Source organism: Enterobacter sp. Y17 (genome assembly GCF_019730495.1).
In the GTDB taxonomy this organism is placed as follows: domain Bacteria; phylum Pseudomonadota; class Gammaproteobacteria; order Enterobacterales; family Enterobacteriaceae; genus Enterobacter; species Enterobacter asburiae_B.
This window is the reverse complement of record NZ_JAASKP010000001.1, coordinates 2,854,597-2,867,928: the sequence shown is the minus strand read 5'-3', so window position 1 is coordinate 2,867,928 and position 13,332 is coordinate 2,854,597. Positions and strand designations below refer to the sequence as shown.

The 13,332-nt window shown below is 57.8% G+C and carries 12 protein-coding genes; 2 read left to right on the top strand and 10 right to left on the bottom strand.

Translation table 11 applies throughout. The features are described from left to right. Positions 1-3: 3 nt before the first annotated feature. Positions 4-747 carry an AraC family transcriptional regulator gene (locus tag HCH49_RS13490; RefSeq protein ID WP_221702815.1) on the bottom strand — a complete coding sequence of 248 codons (744 nt, stop codon included), beginning with the start codon at positions 745-747 and terminating at the stop codon, positions 4-6. A gap of 151 nt (positions 748-898) precedes the next feature. Here HCH49_RS13490 and HCH49_RS13485 point away from each other — a divergent pair, with 151 nt between their 5' ends. Continuing rightward, positions 899-2,269, top strand: coding sequence for an NAD-dependent succinate-semialdehyde dehydrogenase (locus HCH49_RS13485; RefSeq protein ID WP_221702814.1), 1,371 nt, complete (start codon positions 899-901; stop codon positions 2,267-2,269). Between the two features lie 44 nt (positions 2,270-2,313). On the opposite strand, the gene HCH49_RS13480 is transcribed toward HCH49_RS13485, so the two are convergent. Further along, a complete protein-coding gene (locus HCH49_RS13480) occupies positions 2,314-2,634 on the bottom strand; it encodes a hypothetical protein (RefSeq protein ID WP_033144551.1) in 321 nt (106 codons plus the stop codon). Then, on the bottom strand, positions 2,634-3,179 hold the full coding sequence (locus tag HCH49_RS13475; RefSeq protein WP_023310269.1) for a YfaZ family outer membrane protein: 546 nt from the start codon (positions 3,177-3,179) through the stop codon (positions 2,634-2,636). The genes HCH49_RS13480 and HCH49_RS13475 overlap by 1 nt, the downstream gene beginning before the upstream one ends. A 411-nt stretch (positions 3,180-3,590) precedes the next feature. Between HCH49_RS13475 and HCH49_RS13470 the strand changes: the two genes are divergently transcribed. After that, a complete protein-coding gene (locus HCH49_RS13470; RefSeq protein WP_221702813.1) occupies positions 3,591-4,949 on the top strand; it encodes an esterase-like activity of phytase family protein in 1,359 nt (452 codons plus the stop codon). 481 nt (positions 4,950-5,430) lie between these two features. On the opposite strand, the gene yjiA is transcribed toward HCH49_RS13470, so the two are convergent. The 7 genes from yjiA to hpaA all read right to left on the bottom strand — a co-directional run bounded on the left by yjiA (position 5,431) and on the right by hpaA (position 13,332). Then, entirely contained in the window at positions 5,431-6,384 is a 954-nt protein-coding gene (yjiA, locus tag HCH49_RS13465; RefSeq protein ID WP_221702812.1) for a GTPase, read from the bottom strand. A 10-nt stretch (positions 6,385-6,394) separates the two neighbouring features. Further along, positions 6,395-6,598, bottom strand: coding sequence for a YbdD/YjiX family protein (locus HCH49_RS13460; RefSeq protein ID WP_003856610.1), 204 nt, complete (start codon positions 6,596-6,598; stop codon positions 6,395-6,397). A gap of 100 nt (positions 6,599-6,698) precedes the next feature. Next, entirely contained in the window at positions 6,699-8,852 is a 2,154-nt protein-coding gene (locus HCH49_RS13455; RefSeq protein WP_023334384.1) for a carbon starvation CstA family protein, read from the bottom strand. 191 nt (positions 8,853-9,043) lie between these two features. After that, complete coding sequence (locus HCH49_RS13450; RefSeq protein ID WP_221702811.1) at positions 9,044-9,961, bottom strand: YafY family protein; 918 nt, start codon at positions 9,959-9,961, stop codon at positions 9,044-9,046. Positions 9,962-10,141: 180 nt separating this feature from the next. Further along, positions 10,142-10,654, bottom strand: coding sequence for a 4-hydroxyphenylacetate 3-monooxygenase reductase subunit (locus HCH49_RS13445; RefSeq protein ID WP_047173281.1), 513 nt, complete (start codon positions 10,652-10,654; stop codon positions 10,142-10,144). Between the two features lie 17 nt (positions 10,655-10,671). After that, positions 10,672-12,234: a 4-hydroxyphenylacetate 3-monooxygenase, oxygenase component gene (hpaB, locus tag HCH49_RS13440; RefSeq protein ID WP_033144556.1), complete on the bottom strand. Its 1,563-nt coding sequence runs from the start codon at positions 12,232-12,234 to the stop codon at positions 10,672-10,674. A gap of 177 nt (positions 12,235-12,411) precedes the next feature. Continuing rightward, the gene (gene hpaA / locus HCH49_RS13435; RefSeq protein WP_221702810.1) at positions 12,412-13,332 is read right to left on the bottom strand and encodes a 4-hydroxyphenylacetate catabolism regulatory protein HpaA; all 921 of its coding nucleotides are present in this window, start codon (positions 13,330-13,332) and stop codon (positions 12,412-12,414) included.

Sequence of the window (13,332 nt, the reverse complement as noted above, 5' to 3'; positions counted from 1 at the left end):
AACCTATTTATTGTCTGATATTGATCGGCCGGTGGCGTACTGGCGCGGCGTGGCGGCGGTATAGCTGACGAAGGTCTTATGAAAATGGCTCTGGTCGGCAAAGCCGCTCTGGTAGCCAACGTCGGCAATATCGTCCCCGGCACGCAGCCGCACCTTGGCGTACTCCACGCGGGAGATGTTGAGAAAACTGCCCGGCGTCAGGCCGATGTCCTGCCTGAAGGTGCGGATCAGCGTCTCCTTGCGCAGCGAGAAGCGTTGGGCAAGCTCGTCGAGGGAAGGCGGGCAGGCGAGATCGGAAAGGAATGCCTGCTGAACCTGCTGGCTGGTTGCGCGAAGCGCGTCAGCGTTATCCGCGGCGCGGGGAAGGGAAGAAAGCAGCGTTTCCAGTGATGCCGGAGACAGGGTCTCAACAACGTCCAGGTAATGGGCAAACAGGGTTGGGCTACGAATCACCTGTAGCGCCAGCGGAAGCCCTGTGTCGATGTAGAGCATATGGTAGCTGCGCGGTTGCCCGGCGACGGGGTTACAGCTGTGCGGCACACCGGCCGGGATCGCGATGAGGTCCCCGGGGTTAAGGATGTACTCTCTGTCATGACACACGCAGCAGGTTTGGCCCTCCACAATCGCTCCGATGGAGAGCTGAGGGTGACTGTGGCGTTTGTACGCCTGCGTACTCTGCCAGGTGCTGCGCAGCTCAAGGCCTGAGGTGCGGTGAAAAGTCTGGCGGATATGTCGGGTATCGGTCATGGTCGCTCCTTCTGGAGGTTTTTTATACCACGTCAGCGAACCGTCCGGCAGCGCTTCATTAAGAACCTTCCGGATATACCCAACTTTACGTCCACAGCCAGTCATGTTGACTACCCTTAATACCCTAAGCGGTAAAACAAGGAGATTCGACATGGCTTATCAGACAGTAAATCCTGCCACTAACCAGCTCATCAAAGAATACCCCTCACATACCGACGCGGATATCGAAGCGGCGCTGAAGGCGGCCGATGCGCTTTATCATTCGGACTGGGCGAAAGGCGACATCAGCCAGCGCCTGCCGGTGCTGCATAAGCTTGCCGATCTGATCGACGAGCGCGTGGAGGATCTGGCGAAAATCGCCAGCCAGGAGATGGGTAAGCTCATCGAACAGAGCCGCGGCGAGGTGAAGCTGTGCGCGCAGATCGCCCGCTACTACGCCGACAACGCGCAGCGGTTCCTGGCCCCGGAGAAGTACGACTCTGAGCTCGGTGAAGCCTGGGTGGAGCATCACCCCATCGGCGTGCTGATGGCCGTTGAGCCGTGGAACTTCCCGTACTACCAGCTGATGCGCGTCCTGGCGCCAAACCTGGCGGCGGGTAACCCCGTCATCGCCAAACATGCCAGCATCGTGCCGCACTGCGCCGAGACCTTTGCCCATCTGGTGCGCGAGGCGGGGGCGCCGGAAGGGGCGTGGACCAACCTGTTTATTTCGTCCGAGCAGGTGGCAAACATCATTGCCGACGATCGCGTGCAGGGCGCCGCATTAACCGGCTCCGAAAAGGCTGGCAGCGTGGTGGCGGCGCAGGCGGCGAAGCACATCAAGAAATCCACGCTGGAGCTGGGCGGTAACGACGTCTTCGTGGTGCTGGATGACGCAGACCTTGAGAAGGCCGTGAAAATTGGCGTTAACGCGCGGCTCAACAATGCCGGGCAGGTCTGTACCGCGGCGAAGCGCTTTATCCTGCATGAAAAGATTGCAGAGGCCTTCCTGAGCAAATTCACCGAGGCGTTTAAGCAGGTGAAGATTGGCGATCCGCTGGACGAAAGCACCACGCTGGGGCCGCTGTCGTCTAAAGATGCGCTCGAAACGCTGACCAGACAGGTTAACGAGGCGGTGAAAAACGGCGCCACGCTGCACTACGGCGGCAAACCGGCGCAGCGCGACGGGAGTTTCTTCGAACCGACGATCCTGACGAATATTTCCCGCGATAACCCGGCGTATTTCGAAGAGTTCTTCGGCCCGGTGGCGCAGATGTACGTGGTGAAAAACGACGACGAGGCGGTCGCGCTGGCGAACGACTCCCACTACGGCCTGGGCGGGGCGGTATTCAGCCAGAATATCGAGCGCGCGAAGAAAATGGCGTCGCGGATTGAGACCGGGATGGTGTACATCAATTGGCTCACCGATACCGCGCCGGAGCTGCCGTTCGGCGGCGTGAAGCGCTCCGGCTACGGACGCGAGCTGTCGGATCTGGGGATCAAAGAGTTTGTGAACCAGAAGCTGGTGGTGGTGCGTAAGTAAGAGATAATAAAAAACCTGCCAGCCGGCAGGTTTTTTTTAAGGGATTATTGCACTTCGATCTTGTCCCAGCCGCTTTTAAACATGCAGCTGTCAACTAACGTATCCCGGCGATATTCGTTCGCGTCTTCAACCGTGTAGCTCGTGGAAATATCCTTTTTCTTGTTCTTTTTGTCCGTTTTTTCCGAGCTGGATCCGGTCACGACGTTATCCGGGGGCAGATCGATTAGCGCCTGCGCTTCGCATTCCGTGAGCTTTTTATTCATTTCCGCATCGCTGACGCCCGGTTTCACCCATTTGTACTGGACGCAGCCGGCGAGCATCAGCGTGAGGCTCAGAACGCAAAGCGCGGTAATGCGGTGTTTCATCAGAAGGTGACTCCACCGCCTACGTATGCGCCGTCAATCAGCGTGTGGCCAGGACGACCGTCTTTGCCGTCCACGCTCACGTGGCGGTAGCCCACTTTCAGGGTCACTGGCGTAATTGGCGTCCAGCTTACGCCGCCGTTGGCTTCGACGTAGTTTTTCACGCTGTTGTTCAGGCCTTCTGGTGCGACATAGCCTTCACCGTAGACGTGGATGCTGTCGGTCAGGGCAACGTTTACGCCGCCGCCAATCGGGAACGCCACGCCGTTATCGCCTTTTTTCGGGCCGAGGTAGATGGCTTTTGCGCCCGCGTTCAGCATCACCGGGCCAAGACCCAGGTTGTAGCCTGCGCCCACGCCGCCGGTCTGGGTACCGTCGTCGGTGTTTTTCAGCCAGTTACTTTCCAGATAAACACCGGATGAGGATTTCCCCATTTCCAGGTTGAGGTTGGTAAAGTTTTTACCCTGCTCAACGGTGCCGCCCATCGCCAGTGCGGAACCCGATACGGCAGCCAGAGCAGAAAGAAGAAGGATATTCAGTTTTTTCATGTTTTTTGCCTCGTCATTAAATTCATCTGGGCGCACCTTAACAAGCGATGTTAATGACTGCAAATGTGATATAAATCGCGGTTTTATACTGATATTGTTAACTTTTTTATTGAAGTTGTTGCAATGATGTTTGATTGTCGGGGTGTCAACAGGGGATGTTTTTAGCGTTTAGGAACCGTTTAGTTTTTTGACTAAACATAAACTGAACGAGGCGGGGATAGTGATTTGAGATGAATTAATTGGGTTTCTAATAATTTCCAAAAATGTTTCGCCTGTCACACAAAACAACAAAGCCTTACATTTCGAGCGATGAATATACGTTCAATCGCGCAGGCCGTTTTCCCTTCCATGTCATTTTTCTGACACGTTTATTCTTTACGTTGTTGGCTTCACTAACTGGATGCTAACAATATGAAAAGAAAAATTATTCCTGTGCTAATCGGCTGTGCGCTCTCTTTCTCTGGCCTAGCGGCGCAGCCCACTGCTGAGCGCTATGTCGTCAGCTTCCCTGAAGGCTCCCACGTGAGCTACAGCGGCGCGTTTGCCAGCGCGTTTCCGGACGGACTCCCCGTGGGAATCGGTTCTGGCCTGCTGTTTACGGGCAAGCAGGGCGACGCCCTGACCTTTGCGACCGTGACCGATCGCGGTCCAAACGCCGATGCGCCAAAAATGGGTAAAAACGAAGCCAAAATATTTGTCACACCTGATTTCGCGCCGCTGCTGATGACCATCCGCGTTCAGAACGGCAAAGCGGAGGCTGTCGATGCCCGCCCGCTGCATGATGATAAAGGCGAGATTAACGGTCTGCCGCTGCAAAGCGGCGTGATTGGCTCCACCAATGAAGTGGCGTTCAGCGACACCCTCAAGATCCTGAAGGGTGACAACCGCGGGCTGGACACGGAAGGCATCACCCCGGACGGCAAAGGCGGCTACTGGCTGTGCGACGAATATGGCCCGTTCCTGATTAACGTCGACAGCAAAGGGAAGATCCTGGCGATCCACGGGCCGCAGGCCGCGGAAGGGGAGAAATCCATCGCGGGCGGCCTGCCAAACATCATCAAATGGCGCCAGGCGAACCGGGGCTTTGAAGGCCTGACCCGGATGCCGGACGGGCGGATTATCGCGGCCGTGCAAAGCACGCTGGATATCGACGGCAAGAGCAAAAAGCAGGCGCTGTTTACGCGTCTGGTGAGCTTCGACCCGGCGACCGGGAAAACGGCGATGTACGGTTACCCTATCGACAGCGCGGCCTACAGCAAAAACAGCGACGCCAAAATCGGCGACATCGTGGCGCTCGATGACCAGCACATCCTGCTGATTGAGCAGGGAAGCGATAAAAACGACGGGATGCGTAACCTGATTTACAAGGTGGATCTCAGCAAGGCGAGCGACCTGACCACCTTCGACAAGCCGGGCGAATACCCGGAGTTTGATGATGAGAAAACCCTGGCGCAGCGCGGCATTACCCTTGCGGCTAAAACGCAGGTCGTCGATCTCCGCGCGCTGGGCTGGCAGCAGGAAAAGGCCGAAGGGCTGGCGCTGATCGACAGCAAAACGCTTGCGGTAGCGAACGATAACGACTTTGGCGTAAAGGTGGCGATGCAAAACCCGGTCGAGGGCAAGAAGCTCAAGGATTATCGGGTGAACGCGGAAGGCAAGCTGACGCTGGATGATAAGCCGGTGGAAACCACGCTCAGCGTGAAGCCGCTGAAGAAGCCGGAGTCGGACAGCGAGCTGTGGATTGTGACGCTGCCGGAGGCGGTGAAATAAGTTTACCCCACACCCTCTTCCCCAGGCTGAGGAATCTCCAGTAATTTTTTACTGAAAGCGACGAGCGTAGTTTCAAGAAAATTAAGGGCTTATAGCGACGACCTGGTCCGGCTGTAAATCGCTGAGGCGTTTCCTGCAGGCCGGGGCGAGGCGCAGGGATGCGCCGAGAGGGCGGGCTTTACAGGGATGTTACCTCCGCCCGTCCCCGATAAGCCGAAAGGAATAAGCCGAAGGTACCGCGCAGCGGCGATTTACCGCCGGGAGCCCGGGTTGCCAGGGTGGCGGCGACTGAGCCACCCTGGCACGTTCACCGGTCACATCGTTACAGAGTAGCAAGGAACATAAAGTGAACGGAATAACCTCCACAGCCGTATGTTCCCCCTCACCCCAGCCCTCTCCCTCAAGGGAGAGGGGGCCGTCTGTGCAGGTAATATTTTATGGGGATCCCTCAGCCCCACAGGGGAGAGGAGATGCATAGCGGTTATTTTTTCAGACCCGCAAACGCCGCCCGAATTTCTTCTTCCGGGAGTTGGATACCGATAAACACCATCACGCTGTGCGGCGCTTCCTCGCCCCAGGGGCGATCCCAGTCGGCGCTGTACAGGCGCTGCACGCCCTGGAACAGCAGGCGGTTCGGCTCGCCGTCAATCCACAGCATCCCTTTGTAGCGCAGCAGCTTGTCGGCAAACGACAGCAGCAGGTTTTCCATCACGCGCGAAACCTCGCCGATGTCCACCGGGTAGTCCAGCTCCACCACAATCGATGCCACGTCGTTTTGCCTGTCTCCCATAAAGTGGAAGCGCGGTTTTGCGGTGACGTTCTCCTCCAGCATAAAGCCGTTGGTGTTGAACAGCTGAGACAGATCGATGTCGCCATGCGTCACCGTGTAAACCGGCGCGCGAGAGTTAATGCGCGTCAGGCGTTCGCGCAGCTTAACGCTTTCGCCCGCCACGTCGGTTTTGGTCAGCAGGATGCGGTCGGCGTAGCCCACCTGAGACTGGGCGATGGTGAACTGGTTCATCTGATCGTCAGCGTGAACCGCATCCACCAGGGCAATCACGCCGTCCAGCAGGTAGCGTTGGCAGAGGATCTCGTGAGAGAAAAAGGTCTGAATAATTGGGCCGGGGTCGGCCATGCCGGTGCACTCGATCACCAGGCGGTCAAAGTCGATCTCGCCGCGATCGCGGCTGTCGAGCAGGTCCAGCAGGGCGTCTTCTAATTCGTTAGAGCGGGTGCAGCAGATGCAGCCGTTGGTGAGGGTTTTGATCTGGGTGGCGCGATCGCCAATCAGCTGATCGTCTACCGAGACCTCACCAAATTCGTTTTCGATGACGGCGATTTTGAAGCCGTGCTGTTCGTTCAGGATGTGGCGCAGCAGGGTGGTTTTACCGGCGCCGAGGAAACCGGTCAGCAGGGTAACGGCAATCGGGGTCATGGTCTCTCCTTTAGCAGCAGCGGACGCCGCCTTCTCCACTTCCGCCGTAGCGCGCTTCCTGGCGCTCGCGGAAGAATTCGGTGTAGGTCATGTACGGCTTATCCGGATGGTTGGTCTTCATGTGCTCAACGTAGTTGTCATAGTCCGGAATGCCAATCAGCATTTTCGCCGCCTGACCGAGGTATTTTTTTGCTTCGCCTAAGTTACCAAACATTGTGGGTTCCAGACAGAAAAAGCCCGGCGATGTGAGTCCGCTGGGCTTATGTTCCCCTCACCCCAGCCCTCTCCCAAAGGGAGAGGGGGAGGATTGCGGATTAATGGTGTGAAGAGGTCTTCACGCCGCCTTCCGGCACCGGCACGTACGGGGTTTCTTTATCCGTACGGCCGTCGGCGTTGCGCACGTTCAGCCAGGTTTTGATGCCGTAGAAGATGATGCTGTACACCACCACCAGGAACAGAATGCTCAGACCCGCGTTGGTGTAGTTGTTCACCACGATATGGTTCATGTTGGCAATCTGCTGCGCGGTCAGGTCCGCGCCGCCTGCGGCAATCTTCTCTTTGTACTGGTTAGCCATGAAGAAGAAGCCTTCCAGCTGCGGGTTGGCGCTGAACAGCTTCAGGCCAAGCGCCCAGGTGGTGCAGAGCAGCAGCCACAGCGCAGGAACAACGGTTACCCAGATGTATTTGGTGCGCTTCATCTTCACGAGGACCACGGTACCGAGCACCAGAGCAACGGCTGCGAGCATCTGGTTAGAGATACCGAACAGCGGCCACAGGCTCTTCACGCCGCCGAGCGGGTCGACAACGCCCTGATACAGCAGGTAGCCCCACAGGCCGACGCAGCCCGCAGTACCCAGAATGCCCGCTACCAGAGAGTCGGTTTTCTTCAGGAACGGCACGAAGTTACCGAGCAGGTCCTGCAGCATGAAGCGGCCCGCACGGGTACCGGCGTCCAGCGCGGTCAGGATGAACAGCGCTTCGAACAGAATACCGAAGTGGTACCAGAAGCCCATGTCCGCCCACGGCAGCACCTTGTGGAACACGTGTGCGATACCGACGGCCAGCGTCGGTGCGCCACCGGCGCGGTTCAGTACGGACGGTTCGCCGATGTCTTTCGCCGTCTGCATGATTTGCTCAGGCGAAATCACGAAGCCCCAGGAGCTGACGGTCGCCGCCGCGTGTGCGCTCGCGTCCTTCAGCTGCGCCATAATCAGCGCCGCGTTGTCACCGCCCATCTCGTGCAGGTTTGGCATGGTAATGCCGAGGCCCGCAGGCGGGGTGTTCATCGCGAAGTAGAGACCCGGTTCGATAATGGAGGCTGCAACCAGCGCCATGATCGCCACGAAGGACTCCATCAGCATCGCGCCGTAGCCGATCAGACGCGCGTCTTTCTCGTTCGCCAGCAGCTTAGGCGTGGTGCCGGACGCAATCAGGGCGTGGAAGCCGGAGACCGCACCGCAGGCGATGGTGATGAACAGGAACGGGAACAGGGCGCCTTTCCACAGCGGGCCGGTACCGTCGATGTACTGGGTTACCGCAGGCATTTTCAGATCCGGGTTAATCACCAGGATACCGATCGCCAGACCGACGATAACGCCGATTTTGAGGAAGGTCGCGAGGTAGTCACGCGGGGCCAGAATCAGCCAGACCGGCAGCAGCGCGGAGATAAACGCATAGCCAATCAGCGCGAAGGTAATGGTAGTGTCCTTGAAGGTCAGCGCCGGGCCCCAGTAAGGGTCGTGCGCAATCACGCCGCCGAAGTAGATGGAGGCTACCAGCAGCACGATACCAATCACCGACACTTCACCTACGCGTCCCGGTCTCAGGAAGCGCATGTAGATCCCCATGAACAGCGCAATTGGCACGGTTGAGCAGACGGTGAAGACGCCCCACGGACTTTCGGCCAGCGCTTTCACCACGATCAGGGCCAGCACCGCGAGGATGATGATCATAATCAGGAAGCAGCCGAACAGAGCGATCGTCCCCGGCACGCGGCCCATCTCTTCTTTGACCATCTCACCCAGAGAGGCGCCGTTACGGCGAGAAGAGATAAACAGCACCATAAAGTCCTGCACCGCACCCGCCAGCACCACGCCTGCGAGCAGCCACAGGGTACCCGGCAGGTAGCCCATCTGCGCGGCCAGCACCGGGCCGACCAGCGGGCCTGCGCCCGCGATAGCGGCAAAGTGGTGACCAAACAGCACGTAGCGGTTGGTTGGCACGTAGTTCAGGCCGTCATTGTTAATGACCGCCGGGGTGGCGCGCGTCGGGTCGAGCTTCATGACCTTCTGCGCGATGTACAAGCTGTAGTAGCGATAAGCAACAAGATAGACGGAAACGGACGCAACCACGATCCACAGGGCGCTTACGTGTTCGCCCCGGCGTAATGCGACAACCGCCAGACAAAAAGCGCCGAGGATCCCGAGTAAGGCCCAGGGCACGTGCTTCAGTAGTTTTTTAGTATCCATAGTAAGACCTGGTTTTTTATGTAAAGAAAAAAGGGTCAGGGTTCGTTGTGAGGAGGTATTGATTAATGCTGGAGCGATCGTGCCAGATCCTCGCGCGTGTAAAGGACGGTAAATGAATGAGTGGTTGAAAGTGCCGGGTGAGCGGTCAAAGGGGGCGACGAGCGGTTCCGGCTCGCCGCCAAGGGGCGAAATTATGTGAGTGAGATCACTTGATTATTCGGGTTACGCTCCACCGCCAGATAGTTCTCCAGCGTTCTAATCAGTTTTTCCTTCAGCCAGTTCGGTTCCAGAATCTGAATGTGGGGCAGCCAGTAGAACAGCAGCGGTAGGATCTGGTTCTCGTGCGCCGCCTGGCAGCGCAGCGTGACGCCGCCCTGCTGCTCCTCCAGCAGCTCCTGTTCCGGCAGAAGATCGCGGCGCAGGAAGTAATGTGAAATATTATCTTTGATAAATATTTTCACCGCGAAAGTATTTTCAGACACCCAGGGATCGAGGCTTTTCTCCAGCAGCTCAAGGACATTTTCTTCGGGCGTGAAGGTCGTTTTCTGAATATCAAACCAGCTAATCTGGCTCAATGAGAAGGATTTCAGGCGGCTATTTTCGGTGGCTTGTAAATACCATATATTTTTTTTGTTAATGAGTTTATAGGGATTAATCAGACGGGTTTTTCCCTTATAAACGATCTGACAAACATTATGGTTTTTAATCGATCTCTCGATTTTCGTTAAATGACGGCGAATATCACGTTCTACCGTGTGTTCTGCCTCATTTCCAAGAATGAGAATATGGTTTTCGTCAACGCGCGTTTCAAGCTTTTGCCAGAATTCCATATTTCTTTCAGGGAAAAAGCTGTCAGCATTCAGGAAGTTAGCAAGGGTGTGATGTAAGCCTTGTCCGCCGGGCGATTGTGCAGAATGGATCAGCCGATATAGCCCGTTACCGGTATGTTCAACAATAGGAGAGAGGGCATTTAAATCCCGGTAGACGGTACGCTCGGTAATTTTAAATTTTTCCATTAGCGCACTGCGGTTTACCACACCGTTTAAATGTAGCTCAACCAGAATATCGACCAGACGTTCAGCCGAGCGGCTCCGCGTCGTTTTAGCCATAAGGTCATCCTGTATATTTAGGTATGCGCTGAATGATGCGGATGCACTGACAAAGGGTGTCAGTATTCAGTCACAGAAAATTTCTCTTATGGGTATATAACGGCGTGATTTAGCGGAAACCTTAGGAGTTTTTGTAGAAAGCGGCGCTGGCCGGAAAAAAAGGCCAGCGCGAGGGGGGGATCACACGGCGGCTTCCGCCTCCAGCATGACCGGGTGGAAACGGCGCTTGAAGTAGATCAGACCGTGTCCCGCGTCACTCAGAATGATGTTCTTAACTTCAACAAGGTAGACAAGATGCGTGCCGATGGTTTGCACCTGGCTAATCTCGCCCTCAAGGCTGGCGAGCGCGCCCTTGAGCACCGGCTGCGCCAGCGGCCCTTTCTGCCAGCAGGAGAGGGCAAAGCGCTCCTCCATCGTCATACCGGTCATCCCCGCAAAATGGCGAGCCATGATCTCCTGTTCGTGGTTCAGCACGTTAACGCACAGCCTGCCGTTGCCCTGAAATACCGGGTTCATGGCGCTGTTGGCGTTGATGCACACCATAACCGACGGCGGGGTGTCCGTGACCGAACAGACGGCGGTGGCGGTAATGCCGCAGCGGCCCGCCTCGCCCTCGGTGGTGATCACATTAACCGCCGCCGACAGGCTGCTCATTGCGTCGCGAAAACGCAGGCGTTGTTCATCTGAATGCATTGCAACCTCCCGCTGCGCTATTTCAGCAGCTTGTCGAGCATGTTGATATCGCTGTTGTTGTGCAGGTGCGGCACCGTCCAGCCGTGCTGGTCGTATTCGGACATGCAGCGGTCGACCATCGCCATCATTTTGTCCATGTTGCCAGAGCTCTGCGCCTGGCGCAGACACTGCAGGCGGATCTCATCCTGGCTGCCGGAGTAGTTGATTTCGTACAGCTCGTGACGGCCGCCAAACTCGCTGCCGATGGCGTCCCACATCAGCTTCAAAATCTTGATGCGTTCGACGTGATCCATGCCGTTGGAGCCGCGCACGTATTTCGCCAGATACTGGTCGATCTGCGGGTTGTTCAGATCCCGGGCGCTGGACGGCAGGTAGATCAGCCCGGACGTCACGTTACGCTCGATGATGTTCTTGATCTTCGCGTAGGCCATCGGCGCCATCACGCGGTAGGTTTGCAGCGCGGCGTGATCCGGCAGATACGCGCCGTTGACCCACGGGGTGGCTTCGGAGCACATGGAGTCGCTCAGCGCCCAGAACATGTTGCGCCAGGCCACCACTTCGCCCAGATCCGCCTGCACGCCGCGGAACTCCAGGGTGCCGGTGCACTCCAGGGATTTCTTCAGCAGGGCGGTGATGAAGTCGAGCTTCACCGCCAGACGCACGCAGGCCTGCAGCGGGTACATGCGGGCGAAACCGCCCTCCATCGTCCAGCGACGGCAGCGGTCGAAATCGCGGTAGATCAGCACGTTTTCCCACGGGATCAGCACGTGATCCATCACCAGGATCGCGTCGTTCTCGTCGAAGCGGCTGGAGAGCGGGTAGTCGTACGGGGATCCGGTTGCGCCTGCCACCATCTCGTAAGAGGCGCGGGAGATCAGCTTCACGCCTTCGGCATCCATCGGCGCGACGAACATCAGCGCGAAGTCCGGGTTTTCGCCCATCACCTGCGCGGAGCCGAAGCCGATCATGTTGTAGTGGGTCAGCGCCGAGTTGGTTGCCACCACTTTCGCGCCGCTGACGATAATCCCGGCGTCGGTCTCTTTCTCCAGCTTGATGTAGACGTCTTTCACCTCGTCCGCCGGCTTGTGGCGGTCGATCGGCGGGTTAACGATGGCGTGGTTGAAGTACAGGCCGGTTTCCTGAATGCGGGTGTACCAGTTGCGGGCGTTCTGTTCGAACTGGCCGTAGAAGGCCGGGTTGGCGCCGAGCGCGCAGCCGAACGCGGCTTTGTAGTCCGGCGTGCGGCCCATCCAGCCGTAGCTCAGGCGCGACCACTCGGCGATGGCGTCGCGCTGCTGGCGCAGGTCGTCGGCGCTTTTCGCCACGCGGAAGAACTTGTGGGTATAGCCGCCGCTGCCGGTGTCGGTGCCCCAGCAGAGCGTGTCCTGCATCTCCGGCTTGTGCAGCGCGTCGTACATCTGTGCGATGGAGGCCGCCGCGTTGCGAAACGCCGGGTGGGTGGTGACGTCTTTGACGCGCTCGCCGTAGATGTAAATCTCACGGCCGTCCTGCAGGCTTTTTAAATACTCTTCGCCGGTTAACGGACGTTTGGCATCAGCGCGGAAATCTTCAGGCTTCATAGGGACCTCGTATCGGAATAAGGTTGTTAAATTTATGTTTTGTTTTTGTTGTTTAATTGAAGCCTGAGAGGGGCGGAACGTGAAGGGACGATTGGGACAACGACGGGTACTTTTCGCGAGAGATCGCAGAGTGTGATTTCCCTCACCCTAACCCTCTCCCAAAGGGAGAGGGGACGGTTACTCCCTCTCCCTTTGGGAGAGGGGAACAGGCGACACCGGTACTTTCTGCGCCCGATACGCGCTCGGCGAGCACCCCACTAAGCGGTTAAAAAACCGGGCAAAATAGGCCGGATCCTTAAACCCCAGCTGCCAGGCAATGTCGCTGACCGCGCTGTCGGAGAAGAGCAGCAGCCGCCTGGCTTCCCGCAGCTGGCGGTCGAAGATCAGCCGCTTCGGCGGGCGGTTGGCGAAGCGGCGGCAGATATCGGTCAGGCGGGATTCGGTCAGGTGCAGCTCGCTGGCGTATTCCGGCACCGTCCAGTGCTGGTGGTAATGAACGTCAATCAGCTGGGTAAAGCGCTGGAACAGCTTCAGCTCGCCGCGCATGCCGCCCGAAGCGTGGTCGTCGAGCTTCGCGTTGCGCAGCAGCAGGGTAAACACCGCCTGCGCCAGCAAGACCAGAGTATGTTCGCGCCCCGGCAGCTGTTCCGTGGATTCCCGGGCGATAAGCTGCCAGTAGTGCTTCAGCGCCGCCAGCTCGTCCGGCCTGTCGGCCAGCGAGAGGCAGATCCCCGGCAGGCCAAACGCTTCCCGCGTGCCGGGATAGAGCACCTCCAGCAGCGGCCAGATCAGATCCTCGCGCACCGTCAGCACGTGTCCGTCGCTGTCGGATTCGGTGATAAACGCGTGCGGCACCGACGGCGGCGTGAGGACGAACAGCGGGGCCTGCACCGAGTAGCGATGATCGTCGAGCTGGAGCTCAATCTGCCCGGTATCGAGAAAGTGCATCTGAAAATACTGGTCGTGACGGTGCGCCTGCATGTCGCGGCCAAAAAAGGCCGCCATGCGCGCGAACGACTGGTAGTGCACATCGTCAGTGCCCAGACTTTCGTCGTACTCCTTGCTGATGTCGATGTTGGTAATGGGGTTCTGGCACAT